Here is a 16,927-nt window from a genome sequence, read left to right on the forward strand (position 1 = left end):
GTTTTGTGAATGGTGAACACGAACGAGTAGAAACGTTAGAAAAGAATGAAATTGATTATGTGGAGGTGGCAAAAAGCAGTCAATTTAAAAGTTTTATAGAAGGTAAGAGAAAGTTCATTGTGCCATTAACGATATTTTTTCTTGTCTTTTACTTTTTACTGCCATTATTAACGTCTTATACCACATTTCTGAACACACCATTATTTGGGGATATATCATGGGTCTGGTTATTTGCAGTCTCCCAATTCATCATGGTTTGGGTGCTAAGTACGATCTATGTAAAAAGGGCAGCCTCCTTTGATAAAGAAGCTGATCAGATTATTGAAGATCAGATAAAAAAGGGAGGTAATTCCTAATGGATACGACGGTTGTTGTCCTATTTCTGGCAATTGTTCTACTGACACTTGTAATTACATTTTTTGCAGCAAAACAAACGAAATCGACTGGTGATTTTTATACAGCCGGTGGTGGGCTTACAGGCTGGCAAAATGGTCTAGCGATAGCAGGTGACTATTTATCAGCAGCCTCATTTCTCGGGATTGCCGGTGCCATTGCATTAAATGGTTTTGATGGATTCTTTTATAGTATTGGTTTTCTGATTGCATATCTTGTTGTTCTGTTTTTAGTTGCAGAACCATTGCGTAATCTTGGTAAATATACGCTTGCCGATATGATTAATTCCCGCTTTGATGCCAAAAAGATTAGAGGGGCAGCGGCATTCAGCACGATAACCATTGTCCTGTTTTACATGATTGCACAGCTTGTCGGAGCAGGAGCACTCATCCAGCTATTATTTGATATTGATTATTGGATTGCTGTTTTAATTGTTGGTGTCATGATGACCATTTACGTACTATTTGGCGGAATGATTGCAACAAGCTGGGTTCAAATTACCAAAGCAGTACTTTTAATGGCCGGGATGGTTATTATTTCATTCCTAGTTCTAATGAAGTTTAACTTTAATATATCTGCTATGTTTACAGAGGTGAAATCTGCTACAAGCCACGGGGCTGATTATTTAAAGCCTGGTTTAAAGTATGACGATGCTTTGGGTACCATTTCGTTAATGATTGCATTAGTTCTGGGTACATCCGGTTTGCCTCATATTCTTATGCGATTTTTCACGGTTAAGGATGCGAAAACAGCAAGAAGCTCTGTAATAACAGCAACCTGGACAATTGGTATTTTCTATATTTTAACGTTATTCCTTGGATTTGGAGCAGCTATATACGTGGGTGAAAGTGAAATACTTAGTGCAAACCCTGGAGGAAATATGGCAGCACCATTGTTAGCTGATGCGATTGGTGGAAACATTCTATTTGCATTCATATCCGCAGTAGCATTTGCTACGATCCTGGCAGTTGTTGCAGGACTTGTTTTATCAGGTGCTTCTGCATTTGCTCATGATATTTATGGACAGATTATTAAAAAAGGAAAAGTCAGCGACCGGGAACAGATGCTGGCGGCACGTTATGCGGCGTTAGCAGTTTCTGTCGTTTCGATTCTTCTGGCATTAGGTGCTCAGAACTTAAACGTTGCATTCCTAGTATCACTGGCATTCTGTATTGCAGCAAGTGCGAATCTGCCGGTTATTCTGTATACGATCTATTGGAAAAGATTTAATACCCAAGGGGCTCTTATGGCAATATTGTTTGGCCTCATATCCGCATTGGTACTTGTGTCAATCAGTCCAAGTGTATTCTCGCCGGTAGAGGGTGCAGCTTTATTCCACGGGGATCCAATCTTCCCACTGGAAAACCCGGCAATAGTGAGTGTGCCACTAGGTTTCCTGGGTGGTTATCTTGGAACGATATTCTCGAAGGAAAATGATTTAAAACGCTACGCTGAAGTAAAAGTAAAAGCACATACCGGCTACAGAAAATCAAGTTAAGGTTAAATAAAAGGTTAAGGGAAAAGGGGCTGTCACAATTAGACTGACAGTCGCTTTCCAATGTATATCAATAAAGACTTCTAAAGTAGATTTGTCATTAATATATTTTCAGTAAAAGGTTAATAGAAAACAAGGGAAATGAGGAGGAGTTATAGTGAGTGTTTTGAATAAAGAAAAATCAGTGAAATATCCACATAAGCCACATGGTGGGAAATTAGTAAATCGTGTTCTTACTGGTCAGGAACGGGACGAGACAATGGAGAGAGCGAAGCAGTTACCGGTGATTATGATTGACATGGAGGCTGTTATCACACTGGAAATGATTGCTACTGGGGTTCTCTCGCCTAATGAAGGTTTTATGGTCGAGGAAGATTATAAGTCAGTTCTGACGGATGGAAGATTAAAGAATGGTATTGTTTGGCCAGTTCCACTCAGTTTTGCGCCAACTGGTGACCGAAACGAGGAGATTATTCAAACACTGTCTGTTGGTGATGAAGTAGCACTTGCGGATGAGACGAAAGAGCCTGTTGCCATTCTTAAATTGGATGACATTTTTCATTATGACAGAGATTTTCGTGCGTCACATCTTTTTGGAACAAAGGACCGCAATCATCCAGGAGTTGACTCCATTTATCGGAGAATGGGTGATACGGCTTTAGGTGGCCCTATTCAATTACTTCGCAGAATGCATTGGGGTCCGTTTGAAGGTATTCGCATGGAGCCAAAGGATACCTGGGAGCTGTTTTTTGAAGAGAAGAAATTTAAGTCAGTTGGTGGGTTTATAACCGGGGCCAATCCGATGCATAGGGGACATGAGTATATTCATAGAAATGCTTTGGAAGAGCTGGATGGCCTGTTTGTTCAGCCACTGGTTGAGATGGCAAAACGTGAATATACCCGCCATGAATTTAGAATGTTATCCTACCGTAGTGTTTTGGATACCTATTATCCAAAAGATAGAACAGTTCTCGCACCACTCAGGGTGACATATATTTTTGCAGGTCCTCGTGAAGCCGTTCTTCATGCCTTAATTATGAAAAATTATGGCTGTACCCATGCATTAATTGGGCGGGATCATGCAGGAATTGGTGATTATTATGATAAATATGCCAGCCACAACATTTTTGATGAGTATACTGAAGATGAATTAGGAATTGATATTCGTCTGTTTCATGAAGTATTTTACTGCACACGCTGTGATAATCCGGCAACAGATCAAACCTGCCCACATGATGAGCGTTATCGAATTAATATTTCGGGTACGGGAATTAGGGAATTGCTGCGTTATGGTGTACTGCCACCGAAGGAAATTGTCCGTCCGGAGTCAGCTCGGATTGCGATGCAGGGAGTTCAGCCTAAGGGTGTTGATGTAAATAATCAGGCTGTTTCACCAGTTGGAAAAACAATAAAAAGTCTTTTCCCATATTATTTAGAAACATCCGGACTTGGTGGCTCAAAGCGAAACAAACCGCTGGATGTGGAAGAACTGACAGTTGAAGATCTGGAAACAGCAATTAAGGATGTTCGTTCAAATGCTGATCGTGTCTATAAAGAAATATTTGATGAATTTAGCTATGTCACTGACACCCTTCGTTCCACACAGCCGGACTGGGTAGCTGACGCTCGGGAGTCGATCCATAAACAGCAGGAAATGGTTGTTGAGTATCTGGAGGAAAAGGTTAATAAAGCACCAGAGAAGGCATCGGATGAGTTTATGTATCAGGATAAAGGAGAAGCAGAACACGAATTGGAAGTAGCAAAGAGAATTTTCAACGACCTCCCATCCGCATTGCGTTCCGAAGAATTGGAATATCGAACATGGAATCCACTGCCATATCAGCGCTACCGTGGAAGTGATGAAGAGTAGTTATGTAAAGTTAAGTTAGTTAGGTATTGTTTCTGAGGTTGAGCGATCTTTGAGTTATATGGATCGCTCAACTTTTCTATTGAAATTCTCTCAAAAATATTACATCTTCATTTGATAAAGGCAGATTGTAAATCATTGTTTTTCCACCTTTTGTTTTACGCAGTATTACTTTTCCGTCTGCCAATTCCCTTTCAGTCAGAATACACGGGATTTCATTCTTAATAAGCTTTCCTTCATGATCATAAAACAAATAAGCTTCTTTATCGTCATATATAAAGGAGTTAATTTTTATATTTGGTGTAATGAACAATGTTACCTTTTCATGGTCATTCCACATGACTTTTACAAGAATTTTTTTCTTCATCTTCTTTTCTATGAAAGCTTTCAATGCATGTAATGAAATGGTTTCTTCCATGGTTATTCCTCCAAGTACTTTTTTCAGCATAGTTGCCCACTCTTAAGTGAAATATTAGTTGAACAATTTCATATACTGTTTGATATTTTTACCTTTTTTTTGCTTCATTACTCTCAGGGTTCTCATTCACCAAATATTTTAATGTGAAACAACCTGAAATTTTATGCTCATTTTAAATAAATAAGCGTCTTATCTTTTATATTTTTCGAATTCATACTATTATTATAATAAGACAGAAAGAAGGGAAAATATGATTCATGTAATTCGCTGGATATTTTACATGTCCGGTCTGATGGTGTTTAGCTTTGGTATTACAGTTACCCTAAAAATGCAGCATCTGGGGGTACACCCGTGGGATGTTTTAAATGTTGCCATGTATGAAAAAGTGGGCTTATCTATTGGCTCATGGGCAATTATATTTTCAATTGTATTGATTATTGTTTCATGGATACTTGATAAAAGCTATATCAAAATTGGAACATTTTTAAATGCCATTCTTGTAGGGGCATTTGTCGATCTTTTCCTATGGTTGGATTTTCTCCCAAATGCAAGTCATGCCTGGACAGATATCCTTATCATTATTATTGGTATTATCATTATGGGAATTGGTGGTGGCCTGTATAATTCGGCTGAAGTTGGTGCAGGACCAAGAGATGGATTCATGCTGTCCATTTCAGATAAAACCGGTGCATCTGTTGGCAAGGTGCGGATTATTACGGAAACGCTGGTGTTGATTATTGGACTGATCTTAGGTGGACCAGTATTTGTTATTACATTTATTTTTACCTTTGTACAAAGCCCAATATTTGCTTTTTCCTTTGAAAAATTTAAAAAGGTTATTGCTTTTATACAATCCCGGCATATTAAAAGACAATATTCCAGATCCAGTGCATAATTTTCCCTACACTCATAAAACAACTATCCAGGGGGCATAAATAAACTGAATGGGGGTTGTTTTTGTGAGTTTATTGGAAAAGTTTAAAAAAGGTAATACTTCATCAGGTATTGCGGCATTGGGGAACTCATTTCTAGCTGTAATTAAGGGAATTGCTGCAGCTTTTAGTGGAAATGGTTCCATGTTTGCCTCAGCCATGCATTCGATGGCAGATGCGGTCAATCAGGGGTTTGTTTACTTCGGAAGTGTGCTCTCGGAATTCCCGGCATCCAAACGCTTTCCTACAGGGTTTGGACGTGTCATTAATATTTTTTGTATGGTAGCAGTTATTGTAGTGACTGTTATGGCTTATGAAACGATAATGACAGGCTGGAATTTATTCCAAAATCCTGAAGAATCAGGTGGTTTGCTCTTAAACTTTATTGTGTTACTGGTTTCTTTAGTGGTTGATGGATTTATTTTATACAAAGCAATGAAAGAAATTGCTGTTGAATCAAATAGTGAATCAAGTGGAATTTTACGTACAGCTTTTACGAATGTAGGAAAAGCCTCGCCGGCAACTCGTCTCGTATTTTACGAAGATTTAGTTGCAACATCCGGTGCAGCTTTGGCAATGCTTGGAATTGTTCTGTCACAGTTTTTCGGTATTCTCAAGGCCGATGGCATTATTTCAATTATAATTGGTCTTTTGATGCTCTTTGTCGCATTTCGAGTCGGGTATGATAATATGGTTGGGCTGATTGGTGTCGCTGCTCCGGCGGAGGTACAGAAAAAGCTAACCTCGTTACTCCTGGATGATGAAAATGTCGTGGATATTTATAAGGTTCGAATTATTCAGGAAGGTCGCTTGTACCATGTCGAAGGGACTGTTGAACTTAAAAAGGGATTGACCCTTGCAGATGCTGATGACATTAAATTTCGCCTTACAGACAAGCTTTTAAGGCAACCCGAAGTCGCAGATGTTGTGTTGGGAATAATTGAAGATGATGACAAAAAAAGTTGGAATTAGGAAAAGTGAGCAAACAAAAGCGTATAAATAGAGAAAATAGTATGATGCAAAAATGCTTCATACTATTTTATTGTTGCTAATGATAGTCAGAAGTTTATGATAATATAGGAGGTATGAGAGTTAGTCTAAAAATGAAGAATGATGTCAGTTCTAAAAATTTATTCAAAATGAGGTAAAATTTTAATGATAATCATGATAAATGGTGCGTTTGGCGTAGGAAAGACAACTATTTCTAATGGACTGCTAGAAGAGTTGGAAAATAGTATGATCTATGATCCAGAAGAGGTAGGATTTATGCTAGGAAATATTATTCCGGAGAAAGTAAAACAAATCGAAGCGGGGACAGGTGATTTTCAAGACTTGCAACTATGGAAAGAATTAACTGTTAAGGTAGCAAAACTATTGATTACAAAATATAAAGTTAATCTTATAGTACCTATGACTATTCGAAAACCAGAATACTTTAGTTACATTATAAATGGATTTAAAAATATTGATAAACAAACGTATCATTTTTGTTTGACAGCAAGTAAGCATACGATTTATGAAAGATTGAGGAAGCGAGGAGAGGAGGAAGGAAATTGGTGTTATCAGCAAACTGAAAAATGTTTACAATCCTTTAATGAATACGATTTTGGAGAGTACATTGACACTGAAAATGTGAGCACGACTGTTATTGTTGATCAGATAGTGGAAAAAATAAATCTTTAGATGCTTTTTGTGAGTTTTTTGTTGTAGTTGATATAAACTGCGACGTAAGGAAACTTCCCTTGCGCGATTTACTTTCTCTTACAAATATTGGTTGAGTGCGTGGATTCGCTCCGGAAATATACTTCGCTTTCCGCGGGCTCGCGCTGAGCCTCCTCGGTCGCAAAGAACGCTCCCTGTGGGGTCTCATCGTCTTCGCTTTCCCGCAGGAGTCTACGTATACTTCCTACGCTGAGACGGTGCTTTAACTTCAAGAAGTAATTTATTTCTTGATGGAAGAAACATTAGATATTATCCGCTTACATGGCGGTTGTTTGGAGCGGAGGATCGTTGACTCCTGCGGGAATAGCACGTGTCTGAAGGCCCCGCAGAGTGACTTTCTCGAGGAGACTGAAGCCGTGCCCGCGGAAAGCAACGATCCGCAGCGGAAAACAACCAAGCGCATACGTCGCAGTTTATATATTTTGTGACAATAACAACAGTTCTTTTTGATGGGACGAGTAACGAGAACTCGGAGATTATTTGCATCTTATCTTTACCTGAATTTAGAAAAGCAAAGCATTCATTCAAACCACCAAGCGAACTATAGTCGTCCCTTCTACATTCTAAAACATCTCCCAGCTGACAGCCCAAAGCCTTACAGTCAGCATCCAAAGTTGATAAACGTACCTTCGTATTCTTCCCCATTGAACATTATCATCTATGAATAGCTAAAATTACAAAACCCATTCCTAAACCGGCCATAAAATTAAAATTTACCCTAGGGGAAAATTGATTTTTTCCGACTGGTACTACTCTTATAATGCAATTTTAACTTCTGCAGCATTTTCGAATACATGCTAGAATAATGAAAATTCGAAAGGAGCGGAAGCATAATGAAAACACAAACATCCAATTTAATTTATTTTCCGGATAAAACCCAGGAGAAATTATTCGAGATCTTTGATGATGTATTTTCTTTTTCAGTGAATCAATTTTATCAAACCATTTTGGAAAGTATGGAAGAAATGATTTCGAATATGAACATTTCAGATGAATTATCGGAAAGGATTTTTCCACAATTAGTATGGTGGATTATATTTTGTTCCAGAACAGGTAAAAATAAATTAACGATTTACCAACAATATTTACAGCATAATAAGAATCAATGGAAGAAAATAAGTCCTAATGTACAGGAAGTATTAGTAAGCTGGCTTCATCTAAATCCTGGTTATTATTATGTTGATAATACAGAGAGCAAAAGTGGGAGAGTTTTTTTATTCAATGATGTATTTGAAGGGAAGAATAAAGTTGTAGGTATTTACAATAAAAGATTCCAGGCTCCTAAGTATGGGCAATTGATAACTGGCTTCCTGCTGCCAATCGGTGAGGGAATCTATACTACGCCAGGTGGGTTATTTCATATTCCTAAGTCATTAACTGAGAATATCGATCAGGAAATTGTTTCATACTTTAAAAAGCATTCAACATCGCCAAATTACCAGTTTAATCCACAGCTTTACCCTACATTAATTAAAATAACCCTTGAGACATTGGAAAAATACACACAAGGGGGATTCCCAAATGAATAAAGCAACGGAACAAATTATAAACAAATTATCTACTGGTACTATAAAAATTATTTTTGTTAAAAATGTTAAAAGAATAAAATGCAAAGCGGTTAAAGGGCCAAGCTAAAGGTAATGGCCTAAGAAATATTCATTTTTTCTAGGCCATCCATCCATTCAGGTCATCCACTCAGTTAATATATATTCATTTCAATCATTTCAGTAGTCGCTCGATCCAAATCATATTCTTCAATGATATTTTGAAGAAAAACCCAACATAGTGCGAGAACAGCAAGTGTGGCCAATATTACTATAAAGACGACTATTTTACCTTTCATCATATATCCCCCTTGAAGTTTCTAGCATAAGCGTACCAAATCAAAGCATAACTGTAAATAACTATAGCTAATATCACTTTATATACGAAATGGGAGAAAAACAACAAATAATGGAGATATTGCTCAATGATTACGCTTTCTTGGTGTTTTGTGAATAATAGACGATATGGTACAATGTATTGGTTTATTGCGGACCCATGCTTATAGAAAGCTTGGAACACTATACTATAGAAAGAGGTAAAACACTTGAGAGCAGAACAATTGAAGCAAGAATGGTTTGGCAATGTCAAGGGTGATGTTTTGGCAGGAATTGTAGTCGCATTGGCGTTGATTCCTGAAGCTATTGCCTTTTCGATCATTGCAGGTGTAGATCCGATGGTAGGATTATATGCATCTTTTTGTATTGCAGTAGTAATTGCATTTGTCGGAGGCAGGCCGGGTATGATCTCCGCAGCAACAGGTGCAATGGCATTACTAATGGTGAATTTGGTTGCTGATCATGGGCTTGAGTATTTACTGGCTGCAACGATTTTAACAGGTGTCATTCAAATAATATTTGGTATTTTTAAACTGGCAAGTGTAATGAAATTCGTACCACGTTCGGTGATGGTTGGTTTCGTTAACGCATTAGCTATTTTAATCTTCACAGCACAGCTTCCACATTTCGTTGGAGAAGGCTGGGTTATGTATGTACTAGTTGGTTTAACGTTAGCTATTATTTATTTATTACCACGTATTACAAAGGCTGTACCATCAGCACTTGTGGCAATCATTGTAGTGTCGGTAATTGTTGTATTTGGTAATATTCAGGTAGGTACTGTTGGTGACATGGGATCACTAACACAGCAACTGCCAGTTTTTCTAATTCCATCAATTCCGTTTACATTGGAAACATTGATGATTATTTTTCCATATTCATTGGCTTTGGCAATTGTAGGGTTGCTTGAGTCCTTATTAACTGCAAATATTATTGATGATATGACAGATACGGAAAGTAACAAAAATAGAGAAAGCCGTGGACAAGGAATTGCCAACGTTGTAGCCGGATTTTTCGGAGGTATGGCAGGCTGTGCAATGATAGGACAATCCGGCATTAACGTCAAATCAGGTGGCAGAGGGCGTTTGTCGACATTTGTTGCAGGTGTATTTTTAATGTTTCTGATTGTTGTATTGGGTGGACTTGTTGTTCAGATTCCAATGGCAGCATTGGTTGGTGTCATGATTATGGTTTCAATTGGTACGTTTGATTGGTCATCTGTTAGAACCCTTCATAAACTGCCACGAACTGATGCAATCGTTATGGTTGTAACAGTGGGGGTGGTTGTGTATACAAATGATCTTTCCAAGGGAGTTTTAGCTGGCGTATTGTTAAGTGCCATTTTCTTTGCAGCGAAAATTTCCAAAGTAAAAGTTACGGAAGAACTGGTTATGCGTGAGCAAAAACGGATTTATCGTGTCGAGGGTCAATTATTCTTTGCATCTGTCAGTGATTTTCCTGGGAAATTTAATTTTACAGATTCTGTTAAAGAAGTTGAGATTGACTTGACTTATGCACACTTATGGGATGACTCGGCAATTGGAGCTTTGGATAAAATTGAAATGAAATTTGCGCAGAATAATATCGAAGTTCATTATACAGGTCTAAATACTGCGAGTAGACAATTGAAAAATCGAATCGGTGGTCTTACAAAAGCAGAACATTAATATGATATAATAAGATTATCCTGATCTCTAAAGAGGTGGAGAAATTGTTTAGAAAAATATTATTGGCAGCAGATGGTTCAGAGCATTCCATACGTTCTACAAACTATGCGATTGAACTTGCGGAAAAGTTTAATGGAATAGTGGAAGCTGTTTATGTTGTGGATGGAAGTACCGCTAAATCTGATGTTCTCCATGCTGCAACTAAATTTGAAATTGAATTAAAACGCAAAGAGAAAATTAAAGTCGTTAAGGATTTATTGGAAGCATCAGGTGTTGAGTACAAGACGAATATATTGCATGGAGAAGCAGGACCAACGATTGTAGATTATGTTAATGAAAATGACTTTGACTGTGTCGTTATTGGAAGTCGTGGATTGAATAATTTACAGACATTTATACTCGGAAGTGTCAGTCATAAAGTCGCCAAACGAGTGGATTGTCCTGTTTTAATTGTGAAATGATAATTTTGTAGGAGGTGTCCCGGGTATGGGATGCCTCTTATTTTTATTGGTGGGACTGAAGTTCAGAAATACATTATTGACATGGAAAGAATGTGAAATATGTTTGAACAATGATTCCTAAACAATCATAAATAGGAGTTTGATGTTAAAATTAAGTCTACCTTAATAATGATCAGTCAATGATATGGTTAAATAATAGGAGAAAAGGATGAAAATATATGAAACGCATTTTAGTAATCTGCTTTACCCTTTTTCTAGTTGCTTGCGGGGCAGAAATTGAATCAAATATGTCGAATGAAGTGAATGATTTCTCGTTTAAAACTCAAGATAATGAAACATTATCCTTAGAAGAATTGAAAGGGGAATGGTGGGTAGCTGATTTCATTTTTACAAATTGTACAACAGTTTGTCTGCCAATGACATCGAACATGTCTAAGCTTCAGGATAAAATGGAAGAAGAAAACCTGGATGCTCAGCTCGTTTCATTTAGTGTTGATCCCGAATTTGACACACCTGAGGTTTTAAAAGAATATGCAGAAAGCTATCAGGCTGATTTAAGCAATTGGACTTTCACAACGGGCTATGACTTTCAAACGATAAAAGAGTTTTCGGTAAAATCGTTTAAGTCTGCTTTGGAAAAGCCACTGGAAGGAGATGATCAGGTAATGCATGGTACCAGCTTCTTTTTAGTGAATCCAGAGGGTGAGGTTATTAAACGGTACAGTGGAGTAGAGTCTAAAGCGATGGATGACATCATAAAAGACCTTGAGTTAGTTCTTTAGCAGTGCAAAAAAGTAGAATAGACTACTATCAGTCCATTCTACTGTATCGCACCGGCCACACTATAATCGGCTAAATCGAACTCAAGCTCCTCACCAAGCGCTAATTGAGCAAGTTGCATACCAATGTATGGTCCCATTGTTAAGCCGGACGCACCTAGTCCATTGGCAAGCAATAGGCCATCAAAGCCGGGAAGTGGACCGATAACAGGCAAAAAGCCAGGTGCTACCGGACGGAAGCCCACTCTCGTTTCCAGAACTGTACTTGAAGTGAGTCCTGGCGCTACGTCCAATGCTTTTGTTAATATTTCATGCTGACCTCCTGCTGTTACCCGGTAATCAAAACCGGAATCATCTTCATGTGTGGAACCAAGAACAATCCGGTCGTCAAAAGCTAGTAGATATTGATTTCCAGGTGGCATGACAACAGGCAATAAAGAATTATCCATATCTGGTACATGTACATGCATGATTTGTGCTCGTTGTGGAACGATGTTAAATTCTACATCCAGTGGTTTGAAAAGTTCGCCCATCCAGGCACCGGTTGCGGCAATCACTTTGTCTGCTTCAAAGATTTCATCATTTATTTTAACACCTGTAACCTGCGTACCTTTATGAACGATGCTGGCATCACCATGAATTACCGAAGCACCATGTTTTTGTGCCCCTCTGAGTAGTGCATCCCGAAGTTTTCGACCATCGACTCTGGCAGCACCACTTACATGAACCGCTCCATACCCATCTTTCAAAAGTGGAAACATTGCCTTTGTCTGCTCAGGATCAAGTAGGGTAACCTCACCAATCTCAGGTGCATCCTCCCGTCGTTTCAATGCTCGATCACGCATTGCGGTTAGCTTCACTTCGTCTGTATGAAGACTAATTGCACCAACACGCGCATATCCCGTATCTTCTTCTCCATCTGCCTGTAGCTCCTGAATCAGCTGGGGATATACACGTGCACCATTTTTCGCTAAATGATACCAGGCTTTATTCCGTCTTTGGGAAAGCCATGGACATACGATTCCAGCCGCTGCGTCCGTTGCCTGACCATCATCTCTCCGGTCTGCAACAATGACTTCAGCACCGCTTTTTGTGAGCTGATATGCAGTGGTGGCTCCTACGATACCTGAACCTATTATTATAAATTTTCCGGCCATTTACTGTGCCTGTACAACTTGTTTCATTGCTTTCATTTTCCCTAGATGTTCGCTTTCATGCTGGATTATCATTTCATAAATGTCTCCATAGGTTTTAAAATTACCGAATGGCAATGTGTATGGCAGATCCTGCTTAAAGAAATCTTCGGATAGTTCGTTAATTCGTGGCTGTTGCTCTTCTAAACATTCTACAAGTACAGAAAGTTCCGGTGCCTCTGTATCCCAGTCAGCCGGTTTGGTTCCAGAAGCAAACAGCTTATTATAGCCTTCCGGGAAATTTGTTGATTGTTTCGGATAACCAAACAGCAACCCTTCAGCAGTTACGAGCACATGTCCAATATGCCAGCGTATGGTATTATTAAAATACCTTACTTGCATATCAGCTGTTTCTTCATCCAGATCCTTCACAAATGATAGAAAAGCACTCCGAGTCATTTCAAATTGTTTCGACATATAAAAAACCTCCATTAAAATGTATTCTTTATTTATCATAGAAATAATGAAGGCAAATGTAAAATTAATTGACTTTTAAAAGGGAAATAGCGATTATTATCGAATAATAATAGAGAGGGGAAGGGGGTAGAAAAAATGAAACAGAATATATTAGGAAGAATCATATTTTGGTTTGGTATTGCTGTTATAGTTATAGGAATTATTCAAGCATATATTATGGCGAGTAATACATTTTATGATGATGGCTTCGGTCATCAGGAGGTTAGGATTGAATGGAGATTTTTCTTTCAAATGGCATTCCAGTATTTGGTGGATGGAATGATTATTATTGGAATCTCAGAGGTAATTAAATTACTACATAATGCAAATGGTAAAATTTCCGGATTAAAATTATTTAAAGCCGATAATCGACCAGAGCATCAATCAGATATAGCCAATGAAGTTCCCGAGCAATCATCAGACTGGAAACTGGAGGAAATGGATGTAGAGAAAATTTATGAATTATATTCGGACGCTGCCATTATTGAACTTTTACCATCCCAAATGGAAGGTTATTGTGTTGTAAAGCTCCAAAAGGATGAGGGGGCATTCATTAAAATAGTGGATGTTGGTGGATTTAGTGCACAGGAAGTTCAAAATCCGGAGATCAAAAAGAAAGTTACGGACTGGTATAATGACAGAATTTGATGCATTGCGGCAGCTCCTGGGATTATGATAAAATTTGAATGAAGAGTTGAAGTAATTTTCTATTCATCCATCAATAAATTATGGTAATCTAATAAGTGGATAAGTGATATTGGAAGGAGAATGAACATGAGTAAGACATTAATTTTTGGACATAAAAGTCCTGACACGGATACAATTTGTTCCGCACTGGCATATGCTGATTTGAAAAATAAATTGGGTGTTAATGCAGAGCCGGCAAGACTGGGCGGGGTAAGCAAAGAAACACAGTTTGCATTGGACTATTTTGGTGTGGAAGCACCACAATTCATTGAAAAAGTAGATTCAGATGTGAAGGACGTTATTTTAGTTGACCATAATGAATTCCAACAAAGTGTTGATAATATTAAAGATGTGCGCATTGCAGAAGTAATTGATCATCATCGCATTTCTAATTTTGAAACGAAAGAGCCATTATATTTTCGAGCAGAACCAGTGGGATGTACTGCAACCATTTTGAATAAAATGTATAAAGAAAATGGAGTTCCCGTTTCTAAAGAAATTGCCGGATTATTGGTATCTGCAATTGTATCTGATTCGCTATTGCTGAAATCACCAACATGCACAAAAGAAGATGTGGATGCAGCATATGAACTGGCTGAAACTGCTGGTGTAAATCTGGAAACGTATGGACTTGAGATGCTTCAGGCCGGTGCAGATTTAAGTGATAAAACTGTTTTAGAACTGTTAACAATGGATGCTAAAGTATTTGCAATGGGTGATGCTAAAGTGGAAATTGCCCAGGTCAATGCAGTGGATACAAGTAAAATCTATGCATTCCAGGATGATATTACTACTGAAATTGCACAAATTATCAAGGATAAAGAGCTTGACCTTTTCCTATTTGTTGTAACAGATATCTTGAATAATGACTCGGAAATTCTGGCACAAGGCAGTGGAGAGAATAATGTAGAGCAGGCATTTGGAATTAAACTTGATAATAATAGAGCACTTCTAAAAGGTGTAGTATCCCGTAAAAAACAAATTGTTCCAAATTTAACAGAGGAATTTGGTAAATAATATAATTTAATTTAAATAGAAGGATTGATCCCGAATATTAATGTTCTAACAGCATTAGTATTCGGGTTATTTTTGTTTCCAAAAGCTGATTGAAATACACATAAAGAAAAAGGCCAGATCACTTTATAAAAACAAGTAAATCTGACCCTGAAATAATATTATTCTTTTGGCTGTAAATCCTCAATCGAATCAATGTCCATATATTCAGGAACAGCTAAACCAATTTTTGTACCTGTTAAGTTTGGACCTAAATCAACAATGTCATCCTTATATTCTTCATAGAAAGGACCATGTGTTATAGGTAGCCATGGAGCAAGCGACGCGTCAGCTTCACCGTTAGCTATTGCTTGAAACACAATTGCTGGGTCGACAGGTGTTAATGTTACCTGAAACCCTTGTTCTTCTAATACAAGTTTCATCACTTCACCAGAAGCGCGTTCTGAATCCCACGGGGTTAATACTAGTTCAATTTCTTTTCCATCTACCGGCTCTACGCCCTCTGTCCATTCATCTACCTTGTCTTGATTATCTTCTACCCAAGTACTTGCTGCTTCCTCCATGGAAACATCTTGTGCATCAAGCATGACGCCTTCCATATCTTCTACTTCCCAGTTAAAACGATCAAGAATTTTAGTGGCACTCGGCATGTTATCTTCTAAACCTATTCTTGTTATGGTATTGATGTTCTCCTTTTCACCAAATGTACCTTGTGGATCCTCTAAATATTTCAAATCATGGGAAGCAAACATATAGTGTGGATTCCAACCTACTACAATAATTGGTTCTTCGTTGTTAATTGCCTCACCCAGTTCAGTCATCATACCTGCAGTTGAGCTTTCTAAAAGCTCCCAACCCTCCAGGTTTTCATATTCCTCTATAGTGGTTGCTGCAAGCCCCATTGCTCCTGCTCCGGGCTCAATGCCTGTAATTGTATATTCTAGCTCCTCACCTAGATTAGCAGTATCTTCTCCCACATTACCATTATCCTGTGCCTCTTCTTCGTTACCTTCATCACCGCAGGCAGTTAACAGTAAAGAAAGAGATAGGGCAAATGTAATACCAATTACTTTTAATTTTGTCAATTTTCCTTCCTCCTTCTAAGTTAAAAAGGACTATACATCTTAGTATGTCCTACATGTTTCCATATTAATTTACACATAACTAACGTATTAATAAGTTTTTGGAAACCCAATGAATAATTTTACTATAGATATAGTTTCCAGTAAATTTGGATAAAACGCCGTATCATGGAATTTAAGATAATAAAGTTATATTTGACCACTTAGACTATATAATTCATAGAAATAATCGTTTATACTCCAGATTACGATATATTACATGAAGAACGGTCACATAGAACCCTTCAATGAGCTCGAACGAAGCCGAAAGGGGTTCAAACAGTCACATAGTACGCTTATATATGCCCGAAAGAAATCAAAACAGATTCAAACGGTCAGATAGAACACTTATGAATCCGAACGTCGCAGTATATATCGACTACTGTTCAGAATCACTGCGAAAAAAGCCAAAATAAAAAGGACTTCTCAATGAGAAGTCCTTTCATATTGGTTACTTACGCTTTTTCAACGTTAGTAGCTTGTGGGCCACGGTTACCTTCTTCGATTTCGAAAGTTACAGCTTGACCTTCATCCAAAGTTTTAAATCCTTCGCCCTGAATTGCTGAGAAATGTACGAATACATCGTCTCCACCTTCAACTTCGATAAAACCGAAGCCTTTGTCTGCGTTAAACCATTTTACTGAACCTTTGTTCATGTTAAATTCCTCCAAGTGCATTTGTAGCACATTATTACTATTTTTGTTCTAATTCAAGACGATAATCATTAAAAGTTTAATACTTATATCTTGTATTGCTAACGAACATCAATAATTAATATTAGTATACCACATATAAAAAAATATATAAACCTTTATTTAAAAAAACTTGATAAAATATGTTTT

The 16,927-nt window shown here is 37.8% G+C and carries 19 protein-coding genes; 12 read left to right on the forward strand and 7 right to left on the reverse strand.

Annotated features, from left to right (window positions below; all coding sequences use genetic code 11):
* Positions 1-5: 5 nt before the first annotated feature.
* The 3 genes from CIL05_RS09735 (at position 6) to CIL05_RS09745 (ending at position 3,758) form a co-directional block, all read left to right on the forward strand.
* The gene (locus CIL05_RS09735) at positions 6-356 is read left to right on the forward strand and encodes a DUF485 domain-containing protein (protein ID WP_095655342.1); all 351 of its coding nucleotides are present in this window, start codon (positions 6-8) and stop codon (positions 354-356) included.
* Positions 356-1,891, forward strand: coding sequence for a solute symporter family protein (locus CIL05_RS09740; protein WP_095655343.1), 1,536 nt, complete (start codon positions 356-358; stop codon positions 1,889-1,891). The genes CIL05_RS09735 and CIL05_RS09740 overlap by 1 nt, the downstream gene beginning before the upstream one ends.
* A 154-nt stretch (positions 1,892-2,045) precedes the next feature.
* Positions 2,046-3,758 (forward strand): sulfate adenylyltransferase, encoded by a 1,713-nt coding sequence (locus CIL05_RS09745; protein WP_240510157.1) that lies wholly within the window; start codon positions 2,046-2,048, stop codon positions 3,756-3,758.
* 76 nt (positions 3,759-3,834) lie between these two features.
* Here the strand turns inward: CIL05_RS09745 and CIL05_RS09750 are convergent, their stop codons facing one another.
* Positions 3,835-4,203 (reverse strand): hypothetical protein, encoded by a 369-nt coding sequence (locus CIL05_RS09750; protein WP_240510158.1) that lies wholly within the window; start codon positions 4,201-4,203, stop codon positions 3,835-3,837.
* Between the two features lie 220 nt (positions 4,204-4,423).
* Between CIL05_RS09750 and CIL05_RS09755 the strand changes: the two genes are divergently transcribed.
* From CIL05_RS09755 to CIL05_RS09765, 3 genes are all read left to right on the forward strand, one after another.
* Complete coding sequence (locus tag CIL05_RS09755; RefSeq protein WP_095655345.1) at positions 4,424-5,068, forward strand: YczE/YyaS/YitT family protein; 645 nt, start codon at positions 4,424-4,426, stop codon at positions 5,066-5,068.
* 49 nt (positions 5,069-5,117) lie between these two features.
* Entirely contained in the window at positions 5,118-6,077 is a 960-nt protein-coding gene (locus tag CIL05_RS09760) for a cation diffusion facilitator family transporter (protein WP_095655346.1), read from the forward strand.
* Between the two features lie 183 nt (positions 6,078-6,260).
* Positions 6,261-6,788, forward strand: coding sequence for an AAA family ATPase (locus CIL05_RS09765; RefSeq protein ID WP_095655347.1), 528 nt, complete (start codon positions 6,261-6,263; stop codon positions 6,786-6,788).
* Between the two features lie 288 nt (positions 6,789-7,076).
* On the opposite strand, the gene CIL05_RS22800 is transcribed toward CIL05_RS09765, so the two are convergent.
* Complete coding sequence (locus CIL05_RS22800) at positions 7,077-7,472, reverse strand: helix-turn-helix domain-containing protein (RefSeq protein WP_107505451.1); 396 nt, start codon at positions 7,470-7,472, stop codon at positions 7,077-7,079.
* A gap of 188 nt (positions 7,473-7,660) precedes the next feature.
* On the opposite strand from CIL05_RS22800, the gene CIL05_RS09770 reads away from it, so the two are divergent.
* The gene (locus CIL05_RS09770) at positions 7,661-8,356 is read left to right on the forward strand and encodes a hypothetical protein (RefSeq protein ID WP_095655348.1); all 696 of its coding nucleotides are present in this window, start codon (positions 7,661-7,663) and stop codon (positions 8,354-8,356) included.
* A gap of 170 nt (positions 8,357-8,526) precedes the next feature.
* Here CIL05_RS09770 and CIL05_RS22195 read toward each other — a convergent pair whose 3' ends face one another.
* Positions 8,527-8,670 (reverse strand): hypothetical protein, encoded by a 144-nt coding sequence (locus CIL05_RS22195; protein ID WP_165769096.1) that lies wholly within the window; start codon positions 8,668-8,670, stop codon positions 8,527-8,529.
* 246 nt (positions 8,671-8,916) lie between these two features.
* Between CIL05_RS22195 and CIL05_RS09775 the strand changes: the two genes are divergently transcribed.
* The 3 genes from CIL05_RS09775 to CIL05_RS09785 all read left to right on the forward strand — a co-directional run bounded on the left by CIL05_RS09775 (position 8,917) and on the right by CIL05_RS09785 (position 11,617).
* Complete coding sequence (locus tag CIL05_RS09775) at positions 8,917-10,374, forward strand: SulP family inorganic anion transporter (RefSeq protein ID WP_095655349.1); 1,458 nt, start codon at positions 8,917-8,919, stop codon at positions 10,372-10,374.
* 44 nt (positions 10,375-10,418) lie between these two features.
* Positions 10,419-10,835, forward strand: a complete 417-nt coding sequence (locus CIL05_RS09780) for a universal stress protein (protein ID WP_095655350.1) — start codon at positions 10,419-10,421, stop codon at positions 10,833-10,835.
* A gap of 218 nt (positions 10,836-11,053) precedes the next feature.
* Positions 11,054-11,617, forward strand: a complete 564-nt coding sequence (locus CIL05_RS09785; RefSeq protein WP_095655351.1) for an SCO family protein — start codon at positions 11,054-11,056, stop codon at positions 11,615-11,617.
* 38 nt (positions 11,618-11,655) lie between these two features.
* On the opposite strand, the gene CIL05_RS09790 is transcribed toward CIL05_RS09785, so the two are convergent.
* Complete coding sequence (locus CIL05_RS09790) at positions 11,656-12,771, reverse strand: NAD(P)/FAD-dependent oxidoreductase (protein WP_095655352.1); 1,116 nt, start codon at positions 12,769-12,771, stop codon at positions 11,656-11,658.
* Positions 12,772-13,224 carry a DinB family protein gene (locus CIL05_RS09795; RefSeq protein WP_240510160.1) on the reverse strand — a complete coding sequence of 151 codons (453 nt, stop codon included), beginning with the start codon at positions 13,222-13,224 and terminating at the stop codon, positions 12,772-12,774.
* A 135-nt stretch (positions 13,225-13,359) separates the two neighbouring features.
* Between CIL05_RS09795 and CIL05_RS09800 the strand changes: the two genes are divergently transcribed.
* Positions 13,360-13,911: a hypothetical protein gene (locus CIL05_RS09800; protein WP_095655354.1), complete on the forward strand. Its 552-nt coding sequence runs from the start codon at positions 13,360-13,362 to the stop codon at positions 13,909-13,911.
* Positions 13,912-14,037: 126 nt separating this feature from the next.
* Positions 14,038-14,967: a manganese-dependent inorganic pyrophosphatase gene (locus CIL05_RS09805; protein ID WP_095655355.1), complete on the forward strand. Its 930-nt coding sequence runs from the start codon at positions 14,038-14,040 to the stop codon at positions 14,965-14,967.
* Positions 14,968-15,125: 158 nt separating this feature from the next.
* Here CIL05_RS09805 and CIL05_RS09810 read toward each other — a convergent pair whose 3' ends face one another.
* Positions 15,126-16,049 carry a glycine betaine ABC transporter substrate-binding protein gene (locus tag CIL05_RS09810; RefSeq protein ID WP_095655356.1) on the reverse strand — a complete coding sequence of 308 codons (924 nt, stop codon included), beginning with the start codon at positions 16,047-16,049 and terminating at the stop codon, positions 15,126-15,128.
* Between the two features lie 491 nt (positions 16,050-16,540).
* Entirely contained in the window at positions 16,541-16,741 is a 201-nt protein-coding gene (locus CIL05_RS09815) for a cold-shock protein (RefSeq protein ID WP_095655357.1), read from the reverse strand.
* Positions 16,742-16,927: the final 186 nt, after the last annotated feature.

This window comes from Virgibacillus profundi (genome assembly GCF_002287375.1).
GTDB lineage: Bacteria > Bacillota > Bacilli > Bacillales > Amphibacillaceae > Virgibacillus_K > Virgibacillus_K profundi.